General features: G+C 63.3%; 28 protein-coding genes and 1 pseudogene. 18 read left to right on the top strand and 11 right to left on the bottom strand.

Features of this window, described 5'->3' with window-relative positions:
* The first annotated feature begins 43 nt into the window (after window positions 1–43).
* The 4 genes from NLM15_RS31805 to fabI are packed head-to-tail and all read left to right on the top strand — an operon-like array spanning window position 44 to window position 5,263.
* Window positions 44–2,266 (top strand): DUF3141 domain-containing protein, encoded by a 2,223-nt coding sequence (locus NLM15_RS31805; RefSeq protein WP_254121712.1) that lies wholly within the window; start codon window positions 44–46, stop codon window positions 2,264–2,266.
* A 29-nt stretch (window positions 2,267–2,295) separates the two neighbouring features.
* On the top strand, window positions 2,296–3,258 hold the full coding sequence (locus tag NLM15_RS31800) for a phosphate acetyltransferase (RefSeq protein WP_254121711.1): 963 nt from the start codon (window positions 2,296–2,298) through the stop codon (window positions 3,256–3,258).
* Between the two features lie 5 nt (window positions 3,259–3,263).
* Window positions 3,264–4,478, top strand: a complete 1,215-nt coding sequence (locus tag NLM15_RS31795) for an acetate/propionate family kinase (RefSeq protein ID WP_254124528.1) — start codon at window positions 3,264–3,266, stop codon at window positions 4,476–4,478.
* Entirely contained in the window at window positions 4,475–5,263 is a 789-nt protein-coding gene (gene fabI / locus NLM15_RS31790) for an enoyl-ACP reductase FabI (protein WP_254121710.1), read from the top strand. The genes NLM15_RS31795 and fabI overlap by 4 nt, the downstream gene beginning before the upstream one ends.
* A 6-nt stretch (window positions 5,264–5,269) precedes the next feature.
* Here fabI and NLM15_RS31785 read toward each other — a convergent pair whose 3' ends face one another.
* The 5 genes from NLM15_RS31785 to NLM15_RS31765 all read right to left on the bottom strand — a co-directional run bounded on the left by NLM15_RS31785 (window position 5,270) and on the right by NLM15_RS31765 (window position 7,894).
* Window positions 5,270–5,728, bottom strand: coding sequence for a MaoC family dehydratase (locus NLM15_RS31785; protein WP_254121709.1), 459 nt, complete (start codon window positions 5,726–5,728; stop codon window positions 5,270–5,272).
* 13 nt (window positions 5,729–5,741) lie between these two features.
* Window positions 5,742–6,392 (bottom strand): 3-oxoacid CoA-transferase subunit B, encoded by a 651-nt coding sequence (locus NLM15_RS31780; protein WP_254121708.1) that lies wholly within the window; start codon window positions 6,390–6,392, stop codon window positions 5,742–5,744.
* A gap of 4 nt (window positions 6,393–6,396) precedes the next feature.
* On the bottom strand, window positions 6,397–7,044 hold the full coding sequence (locus NLM15_RS31775) for a CoA transferase subunit A (protein ID WP_254121707.1): 648 nt from the start codon (window positions 7,042–7,044) through the stop codon (window positions 6,397–6,399).
* A gap of 72 nt (window positions 7,045–7,116) precedes the next feature.
* On the bottom strand, window positions 7,117–7,731 hold the full coding sequence (locus tag NLM15_RS31770; protein ID WP_254121706.1) for a hypothetical protein: 615 nt from the start codon (window positions 7,729–7,731) through the stop codon (window positions 7,117–7,119).
* Window positions 7,724–7,894: a hypothetical protein gene (locus NLM15_RS31765; RefSeq protein ID WP_254121705.1), complete on the bottom strand. Its 171-nt coding sequence runs from the start codon at window positions 7,892–7,894 to the stop codon at window positions 7,724–7,726. Before NLM15_RS31765 ends, NLM15_RS31770 begins: the two co-directional genes overlap by 8 nt.
* A 277-nt stretch (window positions 7,895–8,171) precedes the next feature.
* Here NLM15_RS31765 and NLM15_RS43585 point away from each other — a divergent pair, with 277 nt between their 5' ends.
* From NLM15_RS43585 to NLM15_RS31755, 3 genes are all read left to right on the top strand, one after another.
* Window positions 8,172–8,294 carry a hypothetical protein gene (locus NLM15_RS43585; protein ID WP_256565519.1) on the top strand — a complete coding sequence of 41 codons (123 nt, stop codon included), beginning with the start codon at window positions 8,172–8,174 and terminating at the stop codon, window positions 8,292–8,294.
* Window positions 8,295–8,431: 137 nt separating this feature from the next.
* Window positions 8,432–8,608: a hypothetical protein gene (locus NLM15_RS31760; RefSeq protein WP_254121704.1), complete on the top strand. Its 177-nt coding sequence runs from the start codon at window positions 8,432–8,434 to the stop codon at window positions 8,606–8,608.
* 14 nt (window positions 8,609–8,622) lie between these two features.
* A complete protein-coding gene (locus tag NLM15_RS31755) occupies window positions 8,623–9,114 on the top strand; it encodes a potassium channel family protein (RefSeq protein WP_254121703.1) in 492 nt (163 codons plus the stop codon).
* A 33-nt stretch (window positions 9,115–9,147) separates the two neighbouring features.
* Here the strand turns inward: NLM15_RS31755 and NLM15_RS31750 are convergent, their stop codons facing one another.
* The gene (locus NLM15_RS31750) at window positions 9,148–9,831 is read right to left on the bottom strand and encodes a helix-turn-helix domain-containing protein (protein ID WP_254121702.1); all 684 of its coding nucleotides are present in this window, start codon (window positions 9,829–9,831) and stop codon (window positions 9,148–9,150) included.
* A gap of 305 nt (window positions 9,832–10,136) precedes the next feature.
* On the opposite strand from NLM15_RS31750, the gene NLM15_RS31745 reads away from it, so the two are divergent.
* Complete coding sequence (locus NLM15_RS31745; protein ID WP_254124526.1) at window positions 10,137–10,760, top strand: response regulator transcription factor; 624 nt, start codon at window positions 10,137–10,139, stop codon at window positions 10,758–10,760.
* Window positions 10,761–10,910: 150 nt separating this feature from the next.
* Window positions 10,911–11,324, top strand: a complete 414-nt coding sequence (locus NLM15_RS31740) for a response regulator transcription factor (protein WP_256565518.1) — start codon at window positions 10,911–10,913, stop codon at window positions 11,322–11,324.
* Between the two features lie 14 nt (window positions 11,325–11,338).
* Here the strand turns inward: NLM15_RS31740 and NLM15_RS31735 are convergent, their stop codons facing one another.
* The 3 genes and pseudogenes from NLM15_RS31735 to NLM15_RS31725 all read right to left on the bottom strand — a co-directional run.
* On the bottom strand, window positions 11,339–11,923 hold the full coding sequence (locus NLM15_RS31735; RefSeq protein ID WP_254121701.1) for an invasion associated locus B family protein: 585 nt from the start codon (window positions 11,921–11,923) through the stop codon (window positions 11,339–11,341).
* Window positions 11,924–11,946: 23 nt separating this feature from the next.
* Window positions 11,947–12,825 carry a S9 family peptidase gene (locus NLM15_RS31730; RefSeq protein ID WP_254121700.1) on the bottom strand — a complete coding sequence of 293 codons (879 nt, stop codon included), beginning with the start codon at window positions 12,823–12,825 and terminating at the stop codon, window positions 11,947–11,949.
* An 8-nt stretch (window positions 12,826–12,833) separates the two neighbouring features.
* Window positions 12,834–13,089, bottom strand: a pseudogene (locus NLM15_RS31725) (transporter); the annotation flags it as partial.
* A 158-nt stretch (window positions 13,090–13,247) separates the two neighbouring features.
* Here NLM15_RS31725 and NLM15_RS31720 point away from each other — a divergent pair.
* The 3 genes from NLM15_RS31720 to NLM15_RS31710 all read left to right on the top strand — a co-directional run bounded on the left by NLM15_RS31720 (window position 13,248) and on the right by NLM15_RS31710 (window position 15,683).
* Window positions 13,248–13,400 carry a hypothetical protein gene (locus NLM15_RS31720; protein WP_309144947.1) on the top strand — a complete coding sequence of 51 codons (153 nt, stop codon included), beginning with the start codon at window positions 13,248–13,250 and terminating at the stop codon, window positions 13,398–13,400.
* Window positions 13,397–15,097: a SulP family inorganic anion transporter gene (locus tag NLM15_RS31715; protein WP_254121699.1), complete on the top strand. Its 1,701-nt coding sequence runs from the start codon at window positions 13,397–13,399 to the stop codon at window positions 15,095–15,097. Before NLM15_RS31720 ends, NLM15_RS31715 begins: the two co-directional genes overlap by 4 nt.
* A 151-nt stretch (window positions 15,098–15,248) precedes the next feature.
* Window positions 15,249–15,683, top strand: a complete 435-nt coding sequence (locus NLM15_RS31710; protein WP_254121698.1) for a hypothetical protein — start codon at window positions 15,249–15,251, stop codon at window positions 15,681–15,683.
* Window positions 15,684–15,748: 65 nt separating this feature from the next.
* Here the strand turns inward: NLM15_RS31710 and ppk2 are convergent, their stop codons facing one another.
* Window positions 15,749–16,549 (bottom strand): polyphosphate kinase 2, encoded by an 801-nt coding sequence (ppk2, locus tag NLM15_RS31705; protein WP_254124522.1) that lies wholly within the window; start codon window positions 16,547–16,549, stop codon window positions 15,749–15,751.
* Window positions 16,550–16,604: 55 nt separating this feature from the next.
* Window positions 16,605–17,057 (bottom strand): hypothetical protein, encoded by a 453-nt coding sequence (locus tag NLM15_RS31700; protein WP_254121697.1) that lies wholly within the window; start codon window positions 17,055–17,057, stop codon window positions 16,605–16,607.
* A gap of 161 nt (window positions 17,058–17,218) precedes the next feature.
* Here NLM15_RS31700 and NLM15_RS31695 point away from each other — a divergent pair, with 161 nt between their 5' ends.
* From NLM15_RS31695 to NLM15_RS31670, 6 genes are all read left to right on the top strand, one after another.
* On the top strand, window positions 17,219–17,641 hold the full coding sequence (locus NLM15_RS31695; RefSeq protein WP_254124514.1) for a hypothetical protein: 423 nt from the start codon (window positions 17,219–17,221) through the stop codon (window positions 17,639–17,641).
* Window positions 17,634–18,866, top strand: a complete 1,233-nt coding sequence (locus NLM15_RS31690) for an HlyD family secretion protein (protein ID WP_254121696.1) — start codon at window positions 17,634–17,636, stop codon at window positions 18,864–18,866. The genes NLM15_RS31695 and NLM15_RS31690 overlap by 8 nt, the downstream gene beginning before the upstream one ends.
* Window positions 18,867–18,960: 94 nt before the next feature.
* Window positions 18,961–20,862, top strand: coding sequence for an ATP-binding protein (locus tag NLM15_RS31685; RefSeq protein WP_254121695.1), 1,902 nt, complete (start codon window positions 18,961–18,963; stop codon window positions 20,860–20,862).
* A 218-nt stretch (window positions 20,863–21,080) separates the two neighbouring features.
* Window positions 21,081–22,778 (top strand): DUF3300 domain-containing protein, encoded by a 1,698-nt coding sequence (locus NLM15_RS31680; protein WP_254121694.1) that lies wholly within the window; start codon window positions 21,081–21,083, stop codon window positions 22,776–22,778.
* Window positions 22,775–23,692, top strand: coding sequence for a DUF2950 domain-containing protein (locus NLM15_RS31675; RefSeq protein WP_254121693.1), 918 nt, complete (start codon window positions 22,775–22,777; stop codon window positions 23,690–23,692). Before NLM15_RS31680 ends, NLM15_RS31675 begins: the two co-directional genes overlap by 4 nt.
* Window positions 23,676–24,146: a hypothetical protein gene (locus NLM15_RS31670; RefSeq protein WP_254121692.1), complete on the top strand. Its 471-nt coding sequence runs from the start codon at window positions 23,676–23,678 to the stop codon at window positions 24,144–24,146. The genes NLM15_RS31675 and NLM15_RS31670 overlap by 17 nt, the downstream gene beginning before the upstream one ends.
* Window positions 24,147–24,318: the final 172 nt, after the last annotated feature.

Raw genomic sequence — 24,318 nt, 5'->3', positions numbered from 1 at the left:
GCCGCACCGCATTGAATGAATTCGCGCGACAGTGAGGCGGAACATGGCGATGGAAAACGCAAGCCTGCCGGGCGGTCCGATATCCGAACTCATCGCATCGGCGATCGAATACATGGTCGATGCGGGACAGCGCAGCGTCCTGTTCCTCGACGTCATGCGTCAGCGCGGCGACCAGTATCGGGATCACGTCGCACAGACGGCGCCCCATGTTCTGCAATACGCCGCCGAACTGATCATCGATGGCCGCAAGCTGGACGAGCCGGTCAATTATGCGCTTGTCCGCATCATTCCGCCCAAGAACGTCGAAATCGATCTGAAGCGGCGGCCATTCATCGTGATCGATCCGCGTGCCGGTCACGGTCCGGGCATTGGCGGCTTCAAGGCAGACAGCGAAATCGGCGTCGCCATGAACGCCGGTCACCCCTGCTACTTCATCGGCTTCCTGCCCGAGCCGATGCCGGGGCAGACGATCGAGCGCGTCGCGCACGCCGAGGCGCTGTTCATCGAGAAAGTCATCAGCCGACACCCGGACGCGGACGGCAAGCCGTGCGTGATCGGAAATTGCCAGGCCGGCTGGGCCGTCATGATTTTGGCATCGCTGCGTCCGGAATTGTTCGGGCCGCTGATCATCGCCGGCGCACCGCTGGCCTACTGGGCGGGCGTGCATGGCAAATACCCGATGCGCTATTCGGGGGGCCTGTTGGGCGGAAGCTGGCTGACGGCACTGGCCGGCGATCTCGGTGCCGGCAAGTTCGATGGTGCCTGGCTGGTGCAGAACTTCGAAAACCAGAATCCCTCGAACACGCTCTGGACCAAGCAATACAACGTCTATTCCAAGGTCGACACCGAAGCCGATCGCTATCTCGAATTCGAACGCTGGTGGGGCGGGCATGTCAACCTGAACGCCGAGGAGATCCAGTTCATCGTCGACGAGCTCTTCATCGGCAACAACCTCGCCGCTGGCAAGATCGAAATGTCCGGCGGTCGCAAAGTGGACCTGCGCAATATCCGCTCGCCGATCGTGGTGTTCTGCTCCAAGGGCGACAACATCACGCCGCCACAACAGGCGCTGGACTGGATCCTTGACTGCTATGCCGACGTCGATGAGATCAGGGCCTATGGGCAGACCATCGTCTATACGGTTCATGAAAGCGTCGGCCATCTCGGCATCTTCGTGTCCGGCGGCGTGGCGAAGAAGGAGCATGCCGAGTTCTCGAGCAATATCGACCTGATCGACGTGCTGCCGCCCGGGCTCTATGAAGCCACGTTCGAAGCCAAGGGTGCCGATACCGCCAACGCCGAGCTGGCCGTCGGCCAATGGGTGATGCGCTGCGAGGCGCGAACGCTGGACGACATCCGCGCCATGGGTGGCAATTCACCCGAGGATGAGCGGCGCTTTGCCACCGCCAAGCGTGTCTCGGAGCTCAATCTCGCCGCCTACCAGAAGTACGTCCAACCCTGGATCAAGCGGATGGTGACGCCGCAGATGGCGGAGTTGGCGCGCAACATGCATCCGCTGCGGCTCCAGTATGAAGCCTTCAGCGAAAAGAACCCGATCATGTCCGCCGTGAGCTCGGTGGTCGAACGGGTCGAGGAGAACCGCAAGCCGGTTTCGAAGGACAATCCTTTCCTGGCGTTCCAGGAGCTAATGTCCAAGCAGATCGTTCACGCGCTGGACAGCTGGCGCGATTCGCAGGAGGCGCTGAGCGAGGCGATCTTCCTCAACGTGTATGGCTCGCCCGCGCTTCAGGTTGCCGTCGGCATCGATCCGAAGTCCGAGCCGTCCCGCCGGCGGGAAATGTCGCCCGAACACCGTGCGATGCTCGAAAAGCGCATTGCGGAATTGAAGTCAGGGATCGGTGAGGGCGGGCTGCGCGAGGCCGCTCTTCGTGCGTTGCTCTATGTCGGCTCGGCACGAGGCATGGTCGATGAGCGAAGCATCGAGGCGTTGCGGCGGGCTCGCCGTGAGCACGGCGGCGAGCGCATGTCGCTGCCGGAGTTCAAGATGCTGGTGCGCGAGCAGTTCTTCATGCTGCTGCTGGACCGGGAAGGGGCGCTGGCAGCCATTCCAAAGCTGTTGCCCGAAGACGTCAATCAAAGGCGCACAGCTTTCGCGCTGATCCGCGACGTTTTGTCAGCCAGCGAGGACATCACGGGGGAGGGGGCAAGCCGCCTGACACGCATCGCCAGTCTGTTCGGCGTGGAGGCCGGAGGGGAGCGGGACTCGAACGTAGCCCCTTTCGATCCCAAGGCGAAAGCGTCGTAAGGCAGGTTCACGGGAGCGGGAGAGAGATCATGTCGGTGGACACGATGCAGACGCGGTCGCCCAGCAAATATGACCGGCTGATTGCAGCCGCCAAGGCCATGCCGCCGGCGCCGACCGTCGTCGTGCATCCCTGCGACGAGACATCGCTGCGCGGTGCCGTTGATAGCGCAAGTGCCGGCATCATCCGTCCGCTTCTGGTGGGACCTAGCGGAAAGATAAGGGATACCGCCGCCAAATTTGGCCTCGACATCTCATCGTTCGAGATTGTCGATGCGGCGCACAGTGACGAGGCAGCCACCAAGAGCGTCGAATTGATCCATGCTGCCAGGGGCGAGCTGCTGATGAAGGGCAGTCTGCATACGGACGAATTGATGCGTGCGGTCACGGCGAAGGTCGGCGGCCTGCGCACCGACCGGCGCATCAGCCACGTGTTCGTCATGGACGTGCCGGCCTATGCCGAGACGATTTTCGTCACCGATGCGGCAATCAACATCTTCCCCGACCTCGACGCCAAGCGCGACATCATCCAGAACGCGATCGACCTCTATGTGCAGGCCGGCTTCGGCAAGCTGCCGCGGGTGGCGATCCTGTCGGCGGTCGAGACCGTGACGTCGAAGATCCCCTCGACGATCGAGGCGGCGGCGCTTTGCAAGATGGCCGATCGCGGGCAGATCACCGGCGGCCTGCTCGACGGTCCGCTGGCGTTCGACAATGCCATCGATCTGGAGGCGGCACGGATCAAGGGCATCACGTCGGAGGTCGCCGGCCGGGCGCAGATCCTGGTCGTTCCCGACCTCGAGGCCGGCAACATGCTGGCGAAGAACCTGGCCTATTTCGCCAAGGCGGATGGCGCCGGCGTCGTGCTCGGCGCTCGCGTGCCGGTGGTGCTGACATCGCGCGCCGACGCGCCGCGTGCGCGAATGGCGTCCTGCGCCGTCGCGGCGCTTTATGCACAAGCTAGACGGCAAAAAGCACCGACAGTTGCGGCGTGATCGCCATGGACACCATTCTTGTCGTCAACGCGGGCTCATCAAGCGTCAAGTTCCAGGTCTTCTCGATCGAGGGGGAAGGCAGACTGCGGCGCCAGATCAAGGGTCAGATGGAGGGCATCGGCAGCCGCCCGCGTCTGCGGGCGAGCGGCACGACCGGCGACCCGTTGGCCGATCGTGCCTATCCGATCGAGGCAGTCCCGGATGTTCCGGGCGCGATGGGTGTTGCCGGCGAATGGCTGCGGGAGGAAATGCGGATTCATCCGGTCGCGGTCGGACACCGTGTGGTGCATGGCGGCCCGGAATATGATCGGCCCGTGCTGATCGATCATGGCGTGGTGTCGCGTCTCGAGCGCTTTGCCACGCTAGCCCCCCTGCATCAGCCGCATAACCTGGCCCCGATCCGCTCGATCCTGAGCCGCTTTCCCGAACTGCCGCAGGTCGCCTGTTTCGACACGGCCTTTCATCGCACGCACAGTGCGGTCGCCGATCACTACGCGATCCCGCACCAGCTTCATTCCGAGGGCGTACGGCGTTACGGATTCCACGGGCTGTCGTACGAATACATTTCGAAAGCCCTGCCGCAGATCGCGCCCGAGATTGCCGGGCGGCGCGTGATTGTCGCCCATCTCGGCAGCGGCGCATCGATGTGCGCGATGAAAGGCGGGCAGAGCGTCGAGAGCACGATGGGCTTTACCGCGCTCGACGGGCTTCCGATGGGCACGCGCCCCGGACAGCTCGACCCCGGCGTTGTGCTCTACCTGATGTCCGAAAAGGGCCTGTCCGCCGCGAAAATCCAGGACTTCCTCTATCGCGATTGCGGATTGAAGGGGCTGTCCGGCCTCAGCAACGACATGCGGGAACTCGAGGCCAGCGACAGCTCCAACGCAAAACTGGCGATCGACCATTTCGTCTACCGGATCGGGCTCAATGCCGGCATGCTCGTCGCCGCGTTGCAGGGCCTGGACGCGTTCGTCTTCACGGCGGGGATCGGAGAGAACTCCGCCGGAATCCGTGCGCGCGTGGTCGAGCAGTTCGGGTGGCTGGGCGTCACGCTCGACGCGGCGGAAAACGCGCGCCATTCGCGACTGATATCGCGGCCCGGCAGTCTCATACCGGTCTATGTCGTGCCGACCGACGAGGAATTGATGATTGCACGGCATACGCTGTCGCTGCTGATGAACGGGCCATCGCACGACGCAAAACACAAGAGGGTGTCATGATTCCCGTATTTCCGGATACCAAGGTCGCCCTGAAGGGAAAGAAAGGCCTCATTGTCGGCATCGCGAACGACCAATCGATCGCGTGGGGTTGCGCGAAGGCATTTCGCGCGCTGGGAGCAGATCTCGCCGTCACGTACCTCAACGACCGCGCCAGAAAGCACGTCGAGCCGCTGGCGCAGGCGCTCGAGTCCTCCATCTTCATGCCGCTGGACGTGATGGCCGAAGGGCAGACGGAGCAGGTGTTCGAACGCATTACGAAGGAATGGGGGCAGCTCGATTTCCTGCTGCACTCGATCGCCTTCTCGCCGAAGGAAGCGCTGCACGGCCGTGTGGTGGATGTTGGCCGCGATGGCTTCCTCAAGACCATGGACGTCTCGTGCTGGTCGTTCATGCGCATGGCGCACCTGGCCGAGCCGCTGATGAAGAATGGCGGCACCATATTCACCATGACCTATTACGGCAGCCAGATGGTGGTTGAAAACTACAATTTGATGGGCGTGGCCAAGGCGGCCCTCGAAGCATCGGTTCGCTACATCGCGGCAGAGCTGGGCCCGAAGGGCATCCGCGTCCACGCGATCTCGCCGGGCCCGCTGGCGACGCGCGCGGCATCGGGCATCCCCGAATTCGACGAGCTCATGGACAAGGCGCAGTCGAAGGCACCGGCGCGAAGTCTCGTCAGCATCGATGACGTCGGCAACGCGACGGCGTTCCTGGCGCTCGACGGCGCCAGGCTGATCACCGGTAGCGTTCTTTATATCGACGGCGGCTACCACATCATCGACTGAATTGACTCAGCGGTAGTGCAAGGCAATCAGCTCGGCGACGCAGGCGGGCTTCTTTCCGCCCTCGATCTCGATCACGAGATGATAGTTCACGCGAAGGCCATCAGGCGGGACGTCCTCGGCTTCCGCGACCGTGACGCGGCCGCGCAGCCTGGCGCCGGCCGGCACCGGCGCCAGATACCTGATCCGGTCTGCACCGTAGTTCAGGGTACTTCGCAGGCCCTTCAGGCCGATCACCGAGCGGATGAAGAGCGGCGCAAGCGCAAGTGACAACAGCCCGTGGGCGATGGTGGTGCCGCCGGGCAGCTCTCTCTTCGCGCGCTCCTGATCGACATGAATCCACTGCTCGTCGCAGGTCGCCTCGGCGAATTTGTTGATGCGGTCCTGAGTCACCCCAATCCAGTCGCTGACGCCGATCTCGGTGCCGACGGCGGCTTTGATCTCGTTGAAATCGCCAAATATCCGCATGGCCATGACCTCGTCAGATCTGCATTTCGCCGACGTCGTCGGGAATGACGAGCTCGGCGTCCGTCACGGCGATGATCTCACTGACGCTGACGCCGGGCGCCGTCTCCAGCAGGGTCGCCTTGCCGTCGGGAAAAACGATGACGGCCATATCGGTGACCACCATGTTCACCGGCCGCGCCGCGGTCAGGGGCAGGTTGCATTTCCGGACGATCTTCGATTTGCCTTTTGCGGCATGCTGCATGGCGACGATCACGCGCTTGGCGCCGCTGACGAGGTCCATTGCGCCGCCCATGCCCGGCACCATCTTGCCGGGGATCATCCAGTTGGCGAGGTGACCGTGCGCGTCGACCTGGAGGCCGCCAAGGACGGTGACATCGACATGGCCGCCACGGATCAGTCCGAACGACATCGCGCTGTCGAAGGTGGAGGCGCCCGGCAACGCACTGATCGGGCGACCGCCCGCGTCCGTCAGCAGCGGATGCGCCATTCCTTGCTCCGGGATCGGGCCGGTGCCGATCAGGCCATTTTCCGACTGGAAGAACACCTTCAGATCGGCGGAGACGTAATTCGCGACCAGCGTCGGAATGCCGATGCCGAGATTGACGAGGTCGCCGCTGTGAAGCTCCTTGGCGACGCGCCGGGCGATGATGGTCTGTGCGTCCATGGTCTCACCCGTTGGCAATGAGATAGTCGACGAGCGGCGCCGGTGTCATCACGTGATCGGGCGCGATGACGCCCACGGGAACGATGTTCTCCGCCGTCACGATCACCGTATCCGCCGCCATCGCCATCACCGGATTGAAGTTGCGCGAAGTCAGCGCGTAGGCGAGGTTGCCGAGGTAATCCGCGAGGAAGGCATGCACCAGGGCGAACTGCGCGCGCAACGCGGTCTCGAGCAGGAACGGCTTTCCGTCGACCTCGATCTGGCGCTTGCCTTCCGCGATCAGGGTGCCGACGCCGGTTGGCGTCAGCACGCCGCCGAGGCCGCATCCACCGGCACGGATACGTTCGGCGAAGGTCCCTTGGGGAATGAGATCGACCGCGATCTGGTTCGTCAGCATCTGCTGCTGCGCCTTCGGATTGAGGCCGATATGGGTCGCGGTCAGCCGCGAAACGAGGCCCGCCTCGAACAGCTTTCCGACGCCCTTGCCGGGGATTGCAGCGTCGTTGGAAATCAGCGTTAGCCCGGTCTTGTTCTGGCGGACGATCTCGTCGAGCAGACGTTCCGGAGTCCCGACACCCATGAATCCGCCCACCATCACGCTGGCGCCTTTGGGGATCATGGCGACAGCCTCTTCGACGGAAACGGTCTTCATGATCAACCTCCAGTGCGAAGGGCGGCGGCGCAAGGATGCTGGCCGGTGGTCACTGCACTCCTTTGATTTGCGTCAAGGCTTCCCGTCATTTGGGTCGCGGTGGCTTATTCCGACGCTTTGCAGCATCTCGCTCCACTGCCTACGGACGTCGGCATGGCGCCGTTCCAGGGCAGAGTCGACGGCTTCGCGAAATGGCACGAGGTCAGGCCCGTTGAGAGACAGGATTTGTGCCTGGAGCAGGCGGCCGCTTTCGAATTCGATGCGGCGCAGTGCCATGACGAAGGGATCGCTGGCATTTGCTTCCACCGGTAACAGCGCCGCCGGCCGGATGCTGGCGTGAACGGCATGGGCCAGGGTGGCAAGTCCGGCCGCCACCGCCAGCGGCCAGTCCGAAATCTCGTAGATCGGCTGAGGATACCAAACGCTTTCCCAGGCTACGGCCATATAGCCCAGGCCCGGGTCTGGCGCCCAGCTCGTCGCGCGCAGCAGCAGCGAGACGAGTTCGGTCTCGCGGTAGATTTGTGCGTTCAGTTCGCTCTGCCAGGCGGATTCGAACCTTGCGGGCAAGGTGAATGCGGATTGTCGCGCCAGGGCCCCGTGGGCAGAGACGAGGAATGCGGCGACGCGTGTCTGCTGGTGCGGCGGCACCCGGCCCTCGGAATCGAGCGGTCCAAGGAGCTCACTCATTTGGGCGATCCTGCACAGGGATGGCTCGCAGATGGTCGTAGCCGGCTGGAAACGGCGTAAGCTCGCCGCCGGCGTCTTCGGGCGCGATCCAGACCGCCTTGTTGCCTTGCCAGCGCTCCGCCAGCACGTCTTCGGCGAAGCGTGCCAGCGGGTCGGCCGTCAAGGGCGGCCTTTTCCAGCGTGAACGCGCGATAGGTCGCCCAAAGCTCCGCATATTGCGTGAGCCCGTCCACCAGCACATGGGCGGGTGCATTCGTCGGCCCTCGAGCTCATAGCGTAGTCGATATGAGCCGTGGCTGAGGAAGCGCATCGCGAAACCGGCCGGTGGTCTGATGCCTCCGATCCTCAACGCGTGCTGCAGGATTCCATTGAGCTAAATCAACACTCCCATGGTCGCCCTTCCTAGCGTCCCTCCAAAATACCGCCGGGAGGACGCCGCCATGACGGCGACAAGCGCCCTGAAGCGTTGCGTTGTCGGCCTGATCTTGCTGCTGGTCGGCACGGCTCTCGCCGTCGCCCAGCCCCCACGCGGCGCTCGTCGCAAATGCAGCATGACGGTTTGAAGAGAACCTACGAGATCGCGAACTTTCGTCTCGGCGGGAAGTACGATCTGGGCGATCTCGCAAAGTGGGAGAATGACGGAGAGGGCGGTGTCACAGTGGAATCGCATGCCGAGATCAACCCCTAGACGAGGTCCATCATGACGGAAACGACAAAGCTCTCGGTCGAGAAGGCGCTCGAAAAGCTGCGCGGCAGCGAGCCGCCGAAATCGAAGAAGGAGCGGCGGGACGAAAAGACAGACGCGCTCAATGAGGAGATCAGCCGCATGAGGGCGCAAAGATTACGGCTCGACCGGCAGCCTCGTAAGCGCGATTAGTCCTGGCGGTGCGGATGGCGCTTCAATTTATGGTCGGGGCACTGGTCAGCGTGACCGACATCATGATCCATGCTCTGGTGACCATTGCGACCATTGGCGCTGCCCGCAGGGCGGGATTGCGGCACACCGTATGGCCCAGGACGCATTTGATGGGTGTCATGGTCGTAACGGCGGTGTCGCTGATGGTCGCGCATACGCTGGAGGTCTTGGTCTGGGCATTGGCCTACATGATCGTCGGCGCCGCGCCTGCCGGTAGCCACCTGCTCTATTTCGCCTTCGTCAACTACACCACGCTCGGCTATGGCGACGTCACGCCGGTCGAGGCTTGGCGGCTGATCGGGCCGATGACGGCGATGAGCGGCATCCTGATGTTCGGCTGGTCGACCGCCGTCCTGTTCGAGGTGTTGCGCAAGACGCTCGAGCATCTCGCCTCGATTGCGCCGTCGGGATCGCCGTCCAGGTCTCAAGATCGAGCTAAGTCATCTGTTGGCGGTGCAACAGGATGATCTGATGCTGCTTGTTGCCGATGAAGCGCAAGTTCAAGATTGCAAGTCGAGGCCGGCGAGCCGGCTCCGGTCGCGCAACACGATCTGGCGTTGGGTGTTGCCGATGAATCCAAGAACGCCGAGGTCATGCAGCCGGGACAACGCGCGGGACACGGTTTCCAGTGTCAGGCCGAGATAGTCGGCGATGTCGCGCCGCGACATCGGCAGCGCCATGACGCCCGCGGCCGTCAGGCGCTTGTCCATCTCGAGCAGGAACGCTGCGACCCGCTCCAGCGACGTCTTGCGTCCGAGCAGCAGCATGTGGTCTTCCGCGTGCTGGAGATTGTTCGTGGTCATGCTGAGCAGATTTCTGGCCACCATGGCATCGCTCTCGGCGACCGTCTCGAGACTTTGCCGTTTGATCAGGCGCACCGTGGTGTCCACGATCGCTTCCGTCGTGAACCGGTGGGCGCTACCGTTCTCGAGCCCGAAGATGTCGCCGGCGAGGTGGAATGCTCCAATCTGCCTGCGGCCATCCGGCAGCAGCTTGTAACTTCTTACCGCGCCAGACCTGACCTGATAGACATACTCGGCAGGCTCTTTCTCGCCGTAGATCTCGGTGCCTTTCCTGTACGAAAATTCGCTTAAATTGACGAGCGCATTTGAATCGCTGGTCATGCCGAGGTCACGAAGAGAATTTGGACGCAGTGCGGAATCCGTTGCGATGCGAACAAACATAGGCCAACTCCCCAGCTCAACGCCGAATTGGTCCGTCAAACGAAATATTTCGCAGTCGGGAATGCGCCGCGCCGTCCCACTCCCGCCGAGGTTGATGTATGACCAAGGCGGTATTTCAATCCATTGTCCCTAGGTTCATTGTACCAAGGGACAGCATGGGGGCTTGGTGCGCAGGATGAGAAGCGCTGCCGCTGCGGGGATTTGGCCCAAAGCGACGCAGATAGTTCGGTCCTCAACTGTTGAAGAAGACTTTCCAGAATGAGGAGGCATCAAGGGTCCTCATTGGAATTAGATGAGAGGTGAAGGTGCCGGGCCTGATTCACGTAGTCGACGACGACGAGTCCTTTCGGACGGCGATCGCGCGCCGGCTGAAGCTCGCGGGCTATCAGGTCGCGACCTATGCGTCAGCACAAGAGTTGCTGGATTGCGCGCTGGATGACGAGCAGGCTGGTTGCATCCTGCTCGACGTGCGGATTCCCGGATTGAGCGGTCCCGACTTGCAGACGCGATTGATCGCGTCCGGCCTGATGCTGCCAATCATTTTCCTGACCGGACATGCGGACACGCCGACCACGGTGCGTGCGATCAAGGCGGGGGCGGAAGATTTCCTGACCAAACCGATATCCTCCGAGCAGCTGATCGACGCGATCGAGCGCGCGTTGGCGAGTCAGCGGACGGCGCGTGCCCAGCGCAGCAGGCTCGACACCTTTCGTGCGCAACTGGCCAGGCTGACGCAGCGCGAGCGGCAGGTGTTCGATCTCATCGTGCGTGGCCGGATCAACAAGCAGATTGCGCATGAGCTCGGGACTACCGAACGCACGGTGAAGGCTCACCGCCATCAGGTGATGGAGAAGATGCAGGTTCATTCGCTTGCTGAGCTCGTTTCGATCGCGGAGCGGCTCGGAATGATCGATGTGAATGAGCATTAGCTACACTGTCATTCCGATGCGGTTCCCCGCACGATGTGACTGCACCAAAGGACAATATTGAGGCGTGTTGACACTGCACGGCGTGCCGTGCCCAACATACTTGCGTCGGGTTGGCAATGCTGAGCATGCGAATCCAGTACCCAGCCCGCGTTGCCGCGCTCGCAGTTCGCTTATCTCCCGAAAAGGCAGATAGTCTTGCCGCCAGGCCAGTCCGTTTTTGTCGTCGATGACGATCTGTCCATGCGGACCAGCATGAACAGGCTGCTGCGCGGGCACGGTTTCGACGCGACACTGTTCGACTCCGCAGGGGCCTTGCTGGAGCACGGTCGATTTGACAACGCAATCTGCATCGTCCTCGACATCAATCTCGGTGGAACGTCGGGCATCGATGTGCGGCGGAAACTGGCTGAGCAGGGCGTCACTGCGCCGGTGATCTACATCACCGGCAACGACAGCCCCGCGAACCGCGCCGCGGCGCTTGCATCGGGCTGCATTGCCTATTTAATCAAGCCTTTCATGGCGCAGTCGCTGATCGAATCCGTCGAACGCGCCGGCATCTCGTAAATCCACTCTGGTCGTTATTCGTCGACATATTGCTCAAGCGTCCTGGCTGGCGCGCCCTTGTGGACGGAGCCGAATTGCGCCAGCGGAATCGCGGTCTTTAGGGCAAGGAGGTTGGAATCGACGAGTTCGAGCGTCAGCGTTTTGCCGGCCTCCATTCCCCTGATGACCTCCGGCGCCGCTACATCCGCCGCGATGCATAGATTGGTGAGACACCAATTATAGGGCACGCGGAAGGAGGCGCCTTGGTCGATGCTCAAGCTGGGTGCCTGTTGCAGGTACATGCCGACTGGCACGAACAGTTGCAGGCGGGCCGTGGCAGCGTCTTCGCGCTCGATCAGGTCGACGCGCACAGCCGTCTGTCCGGTCGCGAATTGCCCGGTGATCGAGGTCCGGCACAGCGTGGGTGCACCTGCGGCCTTGAAGCAGAGCTTCTGCCAATCGCCGTAGCTGATGTCCTTCGCTTCGCGCTGGCCACGCGTTGCGACTTCGGCCGGCTTGTCAGCCTGGGCTGTTTTTGGTGCGGCACGGCCGGGCAATGTCGTGGTCCCGGTGATGGCGATGGCAAGAAGGCCAGCAAGACAGTCACGGGCATTGAGCATGGTCACGCCTCCGGATCGGAGCGCTATTTCTGCGCATCGAGGAACTTGGTCACCAGCGGCGACCACAGCGGAATCGCGTCCGGCGAGCCGATGAAGAAATGCCCCTCGTTGCCGAATGGGGGCATCAGATGATACTCGGCCCGGCCGCCGGCGCTGGTGAAGGCAGCGTGCATGCGCTGCGACAGGGCGGGACCGAAGAATGTGTCGTTCTCGATGTAGATCCACAGCATCGGCACGCGCGAGGTGCGGCCGAAATCCGCGGTCGCCTCGACGAGCCTGTCCGGCGCGCAATTGTTGTTCGGCTTGCCGTCTACCCGGCCGCCGCGGCCGGCGGCGAAGGTGATGATGGCCTTCACCGGCGGCGGGTTCAGGCTCGACAAGGCGATCGAGGCCCAGCCGCCGGCGGACTGCCCGACCACGATCACGTCTTTCGGGATGATGCGCTTCTCGGCCGCCATGTAGTCGATGATTCGGAGATCGACCTGGGCGACCGCGAGGCCCGCATCGTGGAAATTGGGATTGGTGCACTTGCCGACCTTCGAAAAGAACGGGCCATAAAGCGCGCGCTCGGGAATGTCGATCGCCTGTGCGCCATAACCGCTGCCGACCGGCGCCACTACGAGGTAGCCGCGCCTTGCGAACCATTTGGCAGCGTCGCGGAATTCGACCAGCGGAAAGAAGCTGCGATCGGTCGGTTTGAGCGAGACGCCGTGATTCATGATCACGAGCGGGAACGGGCCGTCGCCGACCGGACGCACCAGATAGGCGAACATCGGCAACGCTAGCGGAAGGGCCCAGATCTCTTCCTGGATGCGGACCTCGTCCTCGGCGCGCGCACGCGCGGCGAAGATGAGCAGAACGAGGAAGGCGGTCGCGAAAAACCGGAGGATCAAGCGATGCATGGTCACCTCAGGGATGCGAAGAATTCCGGCCCTGACCGATAGCCGATGGTGAATACGAACAGGCTGAACAGCACGGCCCGGAGGGTCGGCGGGAAGGTGAAACTGCCGAGCTGTCCGATCAGGACGGACACGATCAGGATGCAGGCGGTCATCCCGATCGAGAACCCATGAGTCTTCTGGCGGACGAGAATGGTGCCGAGCGCAAATCGCCAGCAGCAGGAATGTCTCCCGTGCGGTGGTGATGATCCACCTGACGGTGTCCATGGTCGCATATCCCCCGGCGCGTTGCGCTGGATTTGATTGGCAGCGGGAGAAGATTGCTTGATCCAGATCAAGCCCCGGCGGAGGCGAGGCGATGCCTATGACATGATGAAGAGAGTTTGCGACAGCCGATATCGCCGACATGAGTACCCTCCGGCATCTTGTTCGCTCTGTGCGTGGTGTTCGGATTCGGTGCTGCCGTCGGTGCGTTCGTGACCAAGACCATCCCCTATCTCGCGCTTGGCCTTCCCGTGGTCGCGCTGTTGATCGTCTTGTTGTGCCGCGAAGTGACGTCACGTGAGCTGATCAGATGAGTTCGCCTCCCGAACCGACCTGGACGCGCTTCTTTCCGCCGGCCGGATGGCTTGGTGGTTATCGGCGCGAGTGGCTGCCGTCCGACGCTGTTGCAGGCATCACGCTCGCCGCTTACGCCATCCCGGTCTCGCTCGCCTATGCCGCGCTGGCGGGCCTGCCGCCGCAGATCGGCGTCTATGGCTACATGCTCGGCGGCATCGGCTATGCGTTACTTGGAGCATCGCGGCAGCTCGCGATCGGGCCGACCTCGGCGATCTCGCTGATGATTGCAAGCACCGTCGGGATGCTGGCCGGAGGAGATGCAGTACGCTATGCCCAGATCGCAAGCCTTGCCGCCTTTGCGGTCGCGGTGCTGTGCCTGATCGCGTGGATGTTCAAGCTCAGCGTCCTGGTCCGGCTCGTCAGCGACAGCATATTGGTCGGCTTCAAGGCCGGTGCCGGGCTCACTATCATCATGAGCCAATTGCCGAGCCTGTTCGGCGTTGCCGGCGGCGGCCACAATTTCTTCGACCGGGCCGTCAAGCTGGTCGGGCAGCTTGGCGCCATCGACCCGCGCGTGCTGGCTGTCGGTGCAATCGCGCTGCTACTGCTCTTGCTCGGCGAACGACTTCTGCCGGGCAAACCGGTCGGCATCACCATCGTCGCGCTCGCGATCGCAATGGCAACTCTGCTTGGCCTCCCGGCTCTCGGTGTGCCCGTCACCGGAAAGATCCCGGAGGGCCTGCCGGCGCTCGGGATACCAACTTTCGGCCTGCTGGAATTCGACGATCTTTTTCCACTCGCGGCGGGGTGTGTGCTGCTGGCCTATATCGAGGGCGTTTCAGCGGCTCGCAGCTTCGCCGCCAAGCACGGCTATCCGCTCGACGTGCGGCAGGAGTTTTTGGGGCTGGGCGCGGCGAACCTCGCGGCGGCCCTCGGCCATGGCTATCCTGTCGCCGGCGGCTTATCGCAATCGGCCGTCAATGATAATGCCGGCGCCCGGACACCACTCGCCCTGGTGATCTGCTCGGTGACGCTCGGGCTGTGTCTGCTGTTCTTCACGGGGCTCCTGACGAATCTGCCCAAGGCAGTACTCGCCGCCATCGTCTTTGCCGCAGTGTACAAGCTGGTGGATGTCCGCGCGCTGCTGCGAATGTGGCAGGTTAGCCGGATTGATTTCTATGCGGCGGCGATTGCCTTGGTCGCCGTATTGCTGCTCGGCATCCTCCAGGGCGTCCTGCTGGCGGCGATCGCGTCGATCTTCCTCCTGTTGGCGCGGGCTTCGAGACCGAATGTGGCGTTCCTCGGCCGTCTGCCCGGCACGGGCCGCTATTCCGACAGCGCAAGGCACGAGGGGGTCGAGCCGCTGGTCGGCATCATCGCGTTCCGTCCCGAAGCGTCGTTGCTCTACATCAACGCCGAGACCATTCTTGATACGGTGCTGATCGCGCTCCGGACATCGCCCGACATTCGGCTGGTTGTCTGCGACCTCTCGGCGTCGCCCTATATTGATCTTGCCGGCGCGCGCATGCTGCATGAGCTCTACGACGAGCTTGCCTCGCGAAAGGTCACCTTCTGCATCGCCGGGGCGCATGCGCAGCTCCGCGACCTTCTACGTGCGGAAGGGCTGGGCGAAAAGACCGACAGTGGCCAGTGGCTGCGCTCGCTCGACGGTGTTCTCGAAGAGCAAGCCACGACCGCGCAACGGACGACCTGACCAGCGCGTTGCGTGCGAACGATCGCCGTGGTGGACGGCCTTATCAGAATGCGTCCGACCGTTGACTTGGATCAATGGAGTTCCCGGCGCCAAACTCACGATCCCGCAACATTTTGCCCCAAGGGGTCATAACGAAAGGAGAAAGAACGTCATGAGGAAACTTGCCACCGGTGCCGTCCTGGTTGCCACGCTTGCGGCATTTACCGGCTTCGCCACGCCATCGTATGCCGATACCGGCCAGGTCGCCGTCGTCTTCACCAAGGGCGGCTTCATTGTCGGCGTCGGTGGTGGGGAGGGTGTTCTCGTCTACCGCGGCAAGAAATATCCATTCACCGTCTCCGGTATGAGCGTCGGCTTGACGATTGGCGCCTCGACCACGAAGTTCGTCGGCCGCGCCCTCAATCTGAAGGGGCCGCAGTCGATCGAAGGTTCTTACGCAGTGGGCGGTGCGGGCGGAGCCGTTGCCGCCGGCGCCGGCGCCGTTCAATTGCAGAACGGCAATGGCGTGATCCTTCAGCTCAGCGGTCCGAAGGTCGGCGCGGAAGTGTCGGCTGCGGTGGGCGGCGTCACGATCAAGTTGAAGTAGGACCAGGACTGGTCGCGCTGGTCGCAAGAGCAAACGGGCTGCGTCACCGCGGCCCGTTTCGTATTTTAGTATCGTTCCTCGACGAACTTCAGTCCGCGCAGGCTCGCCTGGTCGTTGTAGCGTCCCTTGTGGGACCGCTTCGGCAGCTTGACTTTTGGCCGCGCGACCTTCTTGTAGGGGATCGTCCTCAGGATGTGCGAGATGACGTTGAGCCGTGCCCGCCGCTTGTCGTCGGAGCGGATCAGTCGCCATGGCGCATGCTTGGTGTCGGTCGCCTCGAACATCATGTCCCGCGCGCGCGAGTAGTCGTACCAGCGCCCGAACGACTCGGTGTCCATCGGGCTAAGCTTCCACTGTCGCAGCGGATCCTCGATGCGCGCCTTGAAGCGGAGCTCCTGCTCCTCCATCCCGACCTCCAGCCAGAGCTTGATCAGGATGATGCCGGCATCCACGGCGAATTTCTCGACCTGCGGACACAATTCCAGGAAGCGCTTGTGCTCGGCTGGCGTGCAGAAGCCCATGACATATTCGACGCCAGCGCGATTGTACCAGCTGCGGTCGAAGATCACGATCTCGCCGCCGGCCGGGAATTGCTCGATGTAGCGCTGGAGGAACAGCTGGGATTTCTGCCGGTCGGACGGTGCGGGCAGGGCGCAGACGCGGAACACCCGCGGGCTCACTTTTTCGGTCAGCGCCTTGATGGTGCCTCCCTTGCCGGCGGCGTCGCGCCCTTCGAAGATGATGATCACCTTCAGTTTCTCGGCTCTCACCCAGTCCTGAAGATGGCACAGCTCGACCTGGAGCTTCTCGAGCTCCTTCTCATAGTCTTTCCGCTTCATCCGCTCCGCGGGCGCATCCTTGGCCATGCCTGTCCTTTCGCTGCTGCGCTCGGCGAGCATCAGCAATCAATCGTCCCGGGAATCAATCGTCCCACGAAATGGTCACGCCGATGTCGCCGGGCACACCGCCCGGAAAGTCGATGATCTGATAGGCGATGCGGTAGCCCCGCGGTTTCAGATAGTCGGTCCACAGCTGGTAGATCTCCTTGGGGATGCCGGTCAGGGTGTTCTCCCAGCCCTTTTCCATCTGGTTGATGGCGCGTCCCTTGTCGGTGCAGAGCGAATTGGGGAAACGATAGACCAGCACCTCCGTCAGGCCGTTTCGCACCGCGCGCTGGATGATGGTCGAGGCGAGCTTGATCTTCTCCTCCTCGCTCTTGCCGGAGGGCTTGCTCAGGCGCTCGATCAGCGCCCGCTTCTCGGCCTCGGCGGCGGCGGCGAGACGGACATATTCGTCGGCCTTCTCTGCCTCCTTGAGGGCGGCTTCCTTGCGAATCTGGGCGGCGTTGGGAATGAGATCGTCGAGGCCGGGCATGGTGCGGCTCCTGATGATTGTGCAAATCGGCGTCCAGGGAACGCTAGGTCCGGGAGAGGGCGTTCCCTTGATTCAAATCAAGCAAACCGAAGCCTGCCCGAACACAGTGCCGTACAGGCGCATTTGACCGGGAGAGACGTTTGAGCGACCAGCTTCATCCGATGGCCCCACATCATCTTCCGTTCTATCTCGCGCCGGGGAGCGGAACCGATCCGCTCATGGTGGTGATGGGTGTATTCCTGGTCGGCACTGTGCTCTGGGTCGGTACGCTCTATTGGAAGCTGCACAGCCTGCCCGAGCGCATGGCGCATAAATCGCAAAAGCTGCAATTCGAACTGGTCGCCGTGCTCGGCCTCATTTCGTTGTTCACGCATATGCACATCTTCTGGGTCGCGGGCTTGCTGCTCGCGCTGGTCGATCTGCCCGATTTCGGCACACCGCTGCGCAGCATCGCCGGGTCCGTCGAGAAGATTGCCGATGCAACTCCGGTAGAGGCGGAGGTGGCCAGTGACAGAGGTGGCACAGCGCCGCCGCCGACGGACAAGCCGGGGCCGACGAGGGAAAAGGAGCACAGCCATGTTTGAGCTGATGTTCTGCTCGCTGCTGACGATCCTGCCGGACTATCTGTATCGCCGCTACGTCCAAGGCAAGCGCTTCGGCAAGGAGATCACCTTCTTCTCGGTCTGGTACGAGCTCAGATGGGGCATCACCGGCTGCCTGATGCTGACGGTGTCGCTGATCACCATGATCTTCTACTTCCATCCCTCCACGTCGTCCGCGACGCTCTATTTCCGCACGGTGCCGATCCTGCCGGAGGGCTCGGGCCGTGTCGCCGACGTCAAGGTCGGCTTCAGCGAAGCCGTGAAGAAGGGCGACGTGCTGTTCACGCTCGATGCCTCGAAGCAGCAGGCCGCCTACGAGACGGCAAAGCGAAAGATCGCGGAGGTCGATGCCGCGATGCAGACCGCACAGGCGGACGTGGTCAAGGCCGAGGCGCAGCTCGGTGAAGCGAGAGCTAATTATCAGCAGGCCAAGGACGAGCTCGAGGTCAAGAGCGAGCTCCAGCGCCGCAATCCCGGCATCGTCCCGCAGCGTGACATCGACAAGCTCCAGGTGCTGGTCGATCAGCGCCAGTCGGGTATCGACGCCGCGACGGCTGCAAGGCAGTCCGCATCTCTGCAGGTCTCCACCCTGCTGCCGGCGCAGAAGGCCAGTGCGGAAGCCGCACGCGATCAGGCCCAGGTCGACCTCGACAAGACCATCGTACGTGCGGGCGTCGATGGGCGCGTCGAGCAGTTCCTGATCCGTACTGGTGACGTCGTCAATCAGCTGATGCGCCCGGCGGGCGTGCTGATTCCGGAAGGAGCCGGCCGTAAGCTGCTTCAGGCCGGTTTCGGCCAGATCGAGGCCCAGGTGATGAAGACGGGCATGGTTGCGGAGGCGACCTGCATTTCAAAGCCCTGGGTCATCATCCCGATGGTGATCACGACGGTGCAGGACTATATCGCCGCCGGGCAGTTTCGTTCCGGTGAGCAGTTGATCGAGGCGCAAAACGCCGTGCGGCCCGGCACGATCCTGGTGTTCATGGAGCCGCTGTACAAGGGCGGGCTCGACGGCGTCACGCCCGGCAGCAGTTGCATCGTCAATGCCTACACCAGCAATCACGAGGAAATCTCCGCTAAAGATACTTCGACCAGCCGGAAGATTGCCCTGCATGTCGTCGACGGCGTCGGCTTGGTCCACGCGCTCCTGCTACGCATCCAGGCGTTGCTGCTGCCCATCCAGACGCTGGTGTTGAGCGGCCATTGAGACCCAGGGATAGCGTCCTCGGGGGCTGTCGAAACCGCACAGTTACCGCTAGAATTGCAGCCAAGATCGGCTGGAAAGGCCGTCGAGGGAGCGGATGAGCGGGCGCATGACCAGCGTTTCGGTCAGGATGTGGCCGATGACGATCACGTGGCTTCGTCTTGGCCTGGTGCTGGTTGCTTGCGTCTTGTCCTGGCCGGCCGATGCCGCCCGGCTTGGCGAAGCACGTTACCGCGAGCTCAAGCGCGTGCTGGTGCTGCATTCCTTTGGGCGGGAATTCCGGCCCTGGAGCGAATATGCGCGTAGCATCAAGGCCGAGCTCGAGCGGCAGTCGCTCTGGCCGCTCGACGTCCAGGAGCACACTCTGCTCACTGCGCGCTTCAACAATCCGGGTCCGGAGGCACCATTCGTCGAATATCTCGGCTCGCTCTATCAGGGCGCGCAGCCCGACATCGTGCTGAGCATCGGCGCGCCCGCGGCGCGGTTCGTCCAGAAATACCGCATGAAGCTCTTTCCTGATGCTCCGATGGTGCTGAGCGCGGTCGAGCACCGTCTGGTGAACCGCGCCGACCTCACCGGAAATGACGTCGTCGTGTCGATCCGCAATGATTTCATGGCGGCGTTCGACAATATTCTGCGGCTTCTGCCGGACACCAGGACGGCCGCGATCGTGATCGGCGCCTCGCCGCTCGAAAAGTTCTGGGTCGACGAAGTGAAACGGGAGTTGAAGCCGCTGGAGGGCCGGCTCGATCTCGTCTGGTATTCGGACCTTTCGTTCGAGCAAATATTGAAGCGTGCATCGGAACTTCCGCCTCATAGCGTGCTGTTCTGGGGGCTGATGTCGGTCGACGGAGCCGGCATCGTCCACGAGGGCGACCTTGCGCTCCGCAGCCTGCACGCCGTCGCGAACGCGCCGATCTTTTCCTATCAGGAGCCGTTCTTTGGCGGCAGCACTGTCGGCGGCCCGATGCATTCGGTCGATGAAACGAGCCGCAAGACGGTGAATGCCGTCATGCGAATTTTGGGCGGCGAAAAGCCGGAGAGCATCAAGTACGAGCCCATCGAATTTGCGCCGCCGAAATACGACTGGCGGGAGTTGCAGCGCTGGGGCATCAGCGAGAGCCGGCTGCCCCCCGGCAGCGAAGTCGTGTTTCGCGACCCGAACATCTGGCAACGCTATCGCTGGCAGATGTTGTTGATCTCGGCCGTATTCCTCGTGCAGGCGGGCCTCATCAGCGGGCTGCTGCACGAGCGCCAGCGCCGCCGCGTCGCTGAGGTCGAGTCGCGCCAGCGCCTGGCCGAACTCGCTCACGCCAATCGCTATTCCGCCGTCGGCGAGTTGACGACGTCGATCGCGCACGAACTGAACCAGCCGCTCGGCTCCATCCTGACCAACGCCGAGACCGCTGAGCTCATGCTCAAGTCCGCTTCGCCCGACATCAGCGAGCTCCGTCAGATTCTCGCCGACATCAGACGCGACGACCAGCGGGCGAGCGAGGTCATCCGCAGGCTGCGCAGCGTTCTGAAGAAGACGCCATTCGAGATCAAGCAGATCGAGCTCAATGACACGGTGCGGGAAGCGATCGGTCTGGTGAGAGCCGTCGCCGATGGCCGCCGGATCACGTTGACCTACATGCCTGTTCAGGCCGATCTGCCGATCAAGGGCGACCCGGTCCAGCTTCAGCAAGTGGTTCTCAACCTGATCATCAACGCGATAGATGCGATCTCCGACGCGGACGCCGGAAAACGCGAGGTCAGCGTTTCGACTGCGCGCGCCGGCAATCAGGCGGAGGTCAGGGTCACCGATACCGGGCCCGGGATTGCCGCTTCCGATCTGACGAACGTGTTCGATCCGTTCTTCACGACCAAGTCGCAGGGCATGGGCATGGGGCTCGCGATCGCCACGACCATCATCGAGGCCCATCACGGCACGGTTGCCGCGGCGAACCAGCCGGCGGGCGGCGCGCTGTTCACGATCCGGCTTCCGATCGCTCGCTGACGGCCGGTATCTTGGTCAAATCTCAGGGTTCGGTGCGGCCGTTTCCTTGTCGCGGTTGCGTGCAGACCGGCAATGTCGCAGCCGGGCCGGACCTGCCGCCCGAATGACGCGCGGCTCTCGCGTTGCAGCAGCCGCGACCACCTCGTTTCGTTGATCTTGATCAACAAATGTCAGTGCCCCGGCCCGATCCTCCCGTTGGAAGTCCGAGGGAGGATGTGATGTTTCGCTGCGGCAAGATCCTGATGGTGCTTGCGTTCACGATGGCGACGTCGTTCGCTGCAACGGCGCAGCCTGCCACGACACCAGCGACCCCGGCGCCGCAGGCGCAGCCGGCGAGTCCGCCTGCGCCGACGGCCGAGCTTCTGAAGCCCGAGCAACTCGAGGCCCTGGTCGCACCGATCGCGCTTTATCCCGACGAACTCCTCGCCAATGTGCTGGCCGCCTCGACCTATCCGCTGGAGGTGGTGCAGGCCGACCGCTGGCTGAAGGAGCACAAGAGCCTGAAGGGCGATGCGCTGAAGACGGAGGTCGACAAGCAGGGTTGGGACGACAGCGTCAAGGCGCTGGCCAGCACCGCGGATGTCCTGACCATGATGAGCGACCAGCTCGACTGGACCAAGAAGCTCGGCGATGCCTTTCTCGCGCAGCAGCCCGACGTGATGGATGCAATCCAGCGCTTGCGCAACAAGGCCTATGACAACAAGAAGCTCGCCACCACCAAGCAGCAGAAGGTCAGCGTGCAGTCCCAGGAAGGCAAGCAGGTCGTCGTGATCCAGCAGGCCGATCCCGCGGAGATGTATGTGCCGTATTACGATCCGGCGACCGTCTATGGCAGCTGGCCCTATGCGGAGTATCCACCATATTACTGGGGCTATCCGTCCTATATCGGCGCGGGCGTGGTCGCGGCGGGCCTCGCTTTCGGCACGGCCTGGGCGATCGGGCGCTGGGGCAATTACTGGGGCGGCGGCTGCAACTGGGGCAACCGCAACGTCTACGTCAATCATCGCACCACCAACATCGCGGGCGGCTGGCAGCACAATCCGGCGCATCGCCAGGGCGTGCGCTACAACAACGTCAACGTCCAGCAGCGCTTCGGCAACACCAACATCAAGGCCGGTGCGTCCGACCGGATGGATTTCCGCGGCCGTGACGGCAACCAGGTGCTGCGTCCTGATCAGGGCGCGCGTGACCGGGCGGGGGACCGCGCAGGGGATCGTGCTGGTGATCGGGCAGGCGATCGTGCGGGAGATCGCGCGGGTGACCGTGCCGGCAATCGCGGCGATCGGCCCGGCGGTGGCGATCGCGCTGGTGCTGGAGATCGCGCCAAGGGCGGCGGTGACCGCGCGAAAGGCGGCGGTGACCGCGCCAAGGGTGGCGGCGATCGCGCCAAGGCTGCCAACCGTGCCGGCGGCGGTGCGGCGAACCGTGGCGGCGGCAATCGCGGCGGTGCGATGAATGTCTCGTCCGGCCGCTCCGCCGCAGCGGCATCGGCGCGCGGGCGATCCAGCATGGCGAGCATGCCGCGCGGTGGTGGCGGACCGAGCATGGCCGGACGCGGCGGCGGCGGTGGCATGGCAATGCGTGGCGGCGGAGGCGGCGGCTTCCGCGGGGGAGGCGGAGGAGGCGGCCGCGGCGGCGGCGGTGGCCGGCGCTCCGATATCGCGCTGAAGCACGATGTCGTCCTGCTCGGCCATCTCGCGAGCGGCCTCGGTTATTACCGCTTCAGCTACATCGGCAGCGACAAGGCCTATGTCGGCGTGATGGCGCAGGAGGTCGAGCAGCTGATGCCTGACGCAGTGACCCGCGGCAGCGACGGCTATCTGCGTGTCTACTACGACAAGCTCGGGCTGACATTCCGCACCTACCACGATTGGCTCGCCGGCGGCGCGAAGATCCCTGCGGAGGTGACGCAATGAGTGGTCTGAAATCGTTCCGCCGCGCGCTGTTGCCGGGCCTCATGGCGCTGGCGCTGCTTGGCTCTGCGTCACAGGCGCAGCAATCCTACAAGACGCCGGAGGACGCAGCCGCAGCGCTCGCCGCCGCGGTCAAGAGCGGACCCGACGATATCCTGAAGGTGCTCGGCAGGGCCGCCGAGGACATCGTCTCCTCCGGCGATGAGGTCGCCGACAACGACATCCGCCAGCGCTTCACGTCGATGTATGACGCTAGGCACGGCATCAAGGCGGAGGGCAACAAGACCGCGACCCTGATGCTGGGACCGGACGATTTCCCGTTCCCGATTCCGCTGGTCAACACCAAGGCCGGCTGGACGTTTGATACCGACGAGGGACGGATCGAAGTGCTGCGCCGTCGCATCGGCCGCAACGAACTCGACGCGATACAGACCGCGCTCGCGTATGTCGACGCGCAGAACGAATACGCCGACAAGGACCGCGGCGAGGGCGCGGGCGTCTACGCGCAGCGTATCGTCTCCTCGCCGGGCAAGAAGGACGGCCTGTTCTGGCGCGATGACAGCGATCCAAGCCCGCTCGGCGCGCTGGCGGCCGAGGCCTCGAAGGAAGGCTATCGTGCTGGCGATGTCGGACCGGCGCCTTATCACGGCTACTATTTCCGTATCCTGAAAGCGCAGGGCAGGGATGCGCCCGGCGGCGCTCTCAACTACGTGGTCAAGGGCAAGATGATCGGCGGCTTCGCGCTGATCGCCTGGCCTGCGGAATACGGCAATTCCGGCGTCATGACCTTCCTGGTCAACCATGCCGGCACCGTCTACCAGAAGGATCTGGGCAAGCGGACGGCCGTCATCGCCGAGCGCACCACGTTGTTCGATCCGGACCAGACCTGGAAGAAGGTCGATGCCGCAAAACCGTGAACAGGGAACGGCGTCATACCTCCGCGCGGGCCGGCTGATCGCGGTCATGCTGCTGGCGCTGGTGTTCGCTACGCCAGTCGCGCCAGCTTTCGCGCAAGCCGCCGGCCAGGTGCACGTCAGGATCGTCAAGGCGGGTCTTCTTGTCGGCGGTGGCGTCGGAAGCGGCACGCTGACCTATCGCGGCAAAGCCTATCGATTCAGGATCACGGGCATGAGCTTCGGCATCACTGCGGGTGCGACAGTCGGCCGGTTCGACGGCTGGGCGTCGGGCATCCGCGAGATCGGCGACTTCGCCGGCACCTACAGTTCCGTCGGCGGCGGCTTCGCGCTGGTCGGAGGCGTCAACGGCGTCCACTTGCGCAACGAGAAGGGCGTGACGATCGTCATGCAGGGGCCGAAAGCGGGCCTCGAGCTTGCGGCCAATATCAGCCAGATCACGATTTCGCTGAAGTAGGCTTTCGCCGCAGGAAAGGCGTCGATGAAGCCGAGCCGGCGCCCGGCTCGTCCAGCGAACTGACAAAGAAGGACGCCGATTCACATAGCCTAATGCGCAAAGCGCGCCGAGCCGTCAGACTAGCTCTGCTGGAAAGATGAGGCTGAAGAAAACGGGGCTGCGATGGCGATGG

The organism is Bradyrhizobium sp. CCGB20 (assembly GCF_024199855.1).
GTDB lineage: Bacteria > Pseudomonadota > Alphaproteobacteria > Rhizobiales > Xanthobacteraceae > Bradyrhizobium.
The sequence above is the reverse complement of the archived record's forward strand: the minus strand, read 5'-3'. Positions and strand labels throughout refer to the sequence as shown.

Excerpts from the sequence above, each read along its gene's own strand:
- NLM15_RS31800 (WP_254121711.1), top strand. The coding sequence starts at position 2,296 with ATGTCGGTGGACACGATGCAGACGCGGTCGCCCAGCAAATATGACCGG.
- NLM15_RS31760 (WP_254121704.1), top strand. The coding sequence starts at position 8,432 with ATGACGGAAACGACAAAGCTCTCGGTCGAGAAGGCGCTCGAAAAGCTG.
- NLM15_RS31700 (WP_254121697.1), bottom strand. The coding sequence starts at position 17,057 with ATGCCCGGCCTCGACGATCTCATTCCCAACGCCGCCCAGATTCGCAAG.
- NLM15_RS31770 (WP_254121706.1), bottom strand. The coding sequence starts at position 7,731 with ATGAGTGAGCTCCTTGGACCGCTCGATTCCGAGGGCCGGGTGCCGCCG.
- NLM15_RS31685 (WP_254121695.1), top strand. The coding sequence starts at position 18,961 with ATGAGCGGGCGCATGACCAGCGTTTCGGTCAGGATGTGGCCGATGACG.
- fabI (WP_254121710.1), top strand. The coding sequence starts at position 4,475 with ATGATTCCCGTATTTCCGGATACCAAGGTCGCCCTGAAGGGAAAGAAA.
- NLM15_RS31795 (WP_254124528.1), top strand. The coding sequence starts at position 3,264 with ATGGACACCATTCTTGTCGTCAACGCGGGCTCATCAAGCGTCAAGTTC.
- NLM15_RS31730 (WP_254121700.1), bottom strand. The coding sequence starts at position 12,825 with ATGCATCGCTTGATCCTCCGGTTTTTCGCGACCGCCTTCCTCGTTCTG.
- ppk2 (WP_254124522.1), bottom strand. The coding sequence starts at position 16,549 with ATGGCCAAGGATGCGCCCGCGGAGCGGATGAAGCGGAAAGACTATGAG.
- NLM15_RS43585 (WP_256565519.1), top strand. The coding sequence starts at position 8,172 with ATGACGGCGACAAGCGCCCTGAAGCGTTGCGTTGTCGGCCTGATCTTG.
- NLM15_RS31735 (WP_254121701.1), bottom strand. The coding sequence starts at position 11,923 with ATGCTCAATGCCCGTGACTGTCTTGCTGGCCTTCTTGCCATCGCCATC.
- NLM15_RS31680 (WP_254121694.1), top strand. The coding sequence starts at position 21,081 with ATGTTTCGCTGCGGCAAGATCCTGATGGTGCTTGCGTTCACGATGGCG.
- NLM15_RS31670 (WP_254121692.1), top strand. The coding sequence starts at position 23,676 with ATGCCGCAAAACCGTGAACAGGGAACGGCGTCATACCTCCGCGCGGGC.
- NLM15_RS31750 (WP_254121702.1), bottom strand. The coding sequence starts at position 9,831 with ATGTTTGTTCGCATCGCAACGGATTCCGCACTGCGTCCAAATTCTCTT.
- NLM15_RS31775 (WP_254121707.1), bottom strand. The coding sequence starts at position 7,044 with ATGAAGACCGTTTCCGTCGAAGAGGCTGTCGCCATGATCCCCAAAGGC.
- NLM15_RS31695 (WP_254124514.1), top strand. The coding sequence starts at position 17,219 with ATGGCCCCACATCATCTTCCGTTCTATCTCGCGCCGGGGAGCGGAACC.
- NLM15_RS31675 (WP_254121693.1), top strand. The coding sequence starts at position 22,775 with ATGAGTGGTCTGAAATCGTTCCGCCGCGCGCTGTTGCCGGGCCTCATG.
- NLM15_RS31785 (WP_254121709.1), bottom strand. The coding sequence starts at position 5,728 with ATGCGGATATTTGGCGATTTCAACGAGATCAAAGCCGCCGTCGGCACC.
- NLM15_RS31755 (WP_254121703.1), top strand. The coding sequence starts at position 8,623 with ATGGCGCTTCAATTTATGGTCGGGGCACTGGTCAGCGTGACCGACATC.
- NLM15_RS31805 (WP_254121712.1), top strand. The coding sequence starts at position 44 with ATGGCGATGGAAAACGCAAGCCTGCCGGGCGGTCCGATATCCGAACTC.
- NLM15_RS31690 (WP_254121696.1), top strand. The coding sequence starts at position 17,634 with ATGTTTGAGCTGATGTTCTGCTCGCTGCTGACGATCCTGCCGGACTAT.
- NLM15_RS31780 (WP_254121708.1), bottom strand. The coding sequence starts at position 6,392 with ATGGACGCACAGACCATCATCGCCCGGCGCGTCGCCAAGGAGCTTCAC.
- NLM15_RS31715 (WP_254121699.1), top strand. The coding sequence starts at position 13,397 with ATGAGTTCGCCTCCCGAACCGACCTGGACGCGCTTCTTTCCGCCGGCC.
- NLM15_RS31710 (WP_254121698.1), top strand. The coding sequence starts at position 15,249 with ATGAGGAAACTTGCCACCGGTGCCGTCCTGGTTGCCACGCTTGCGGCA.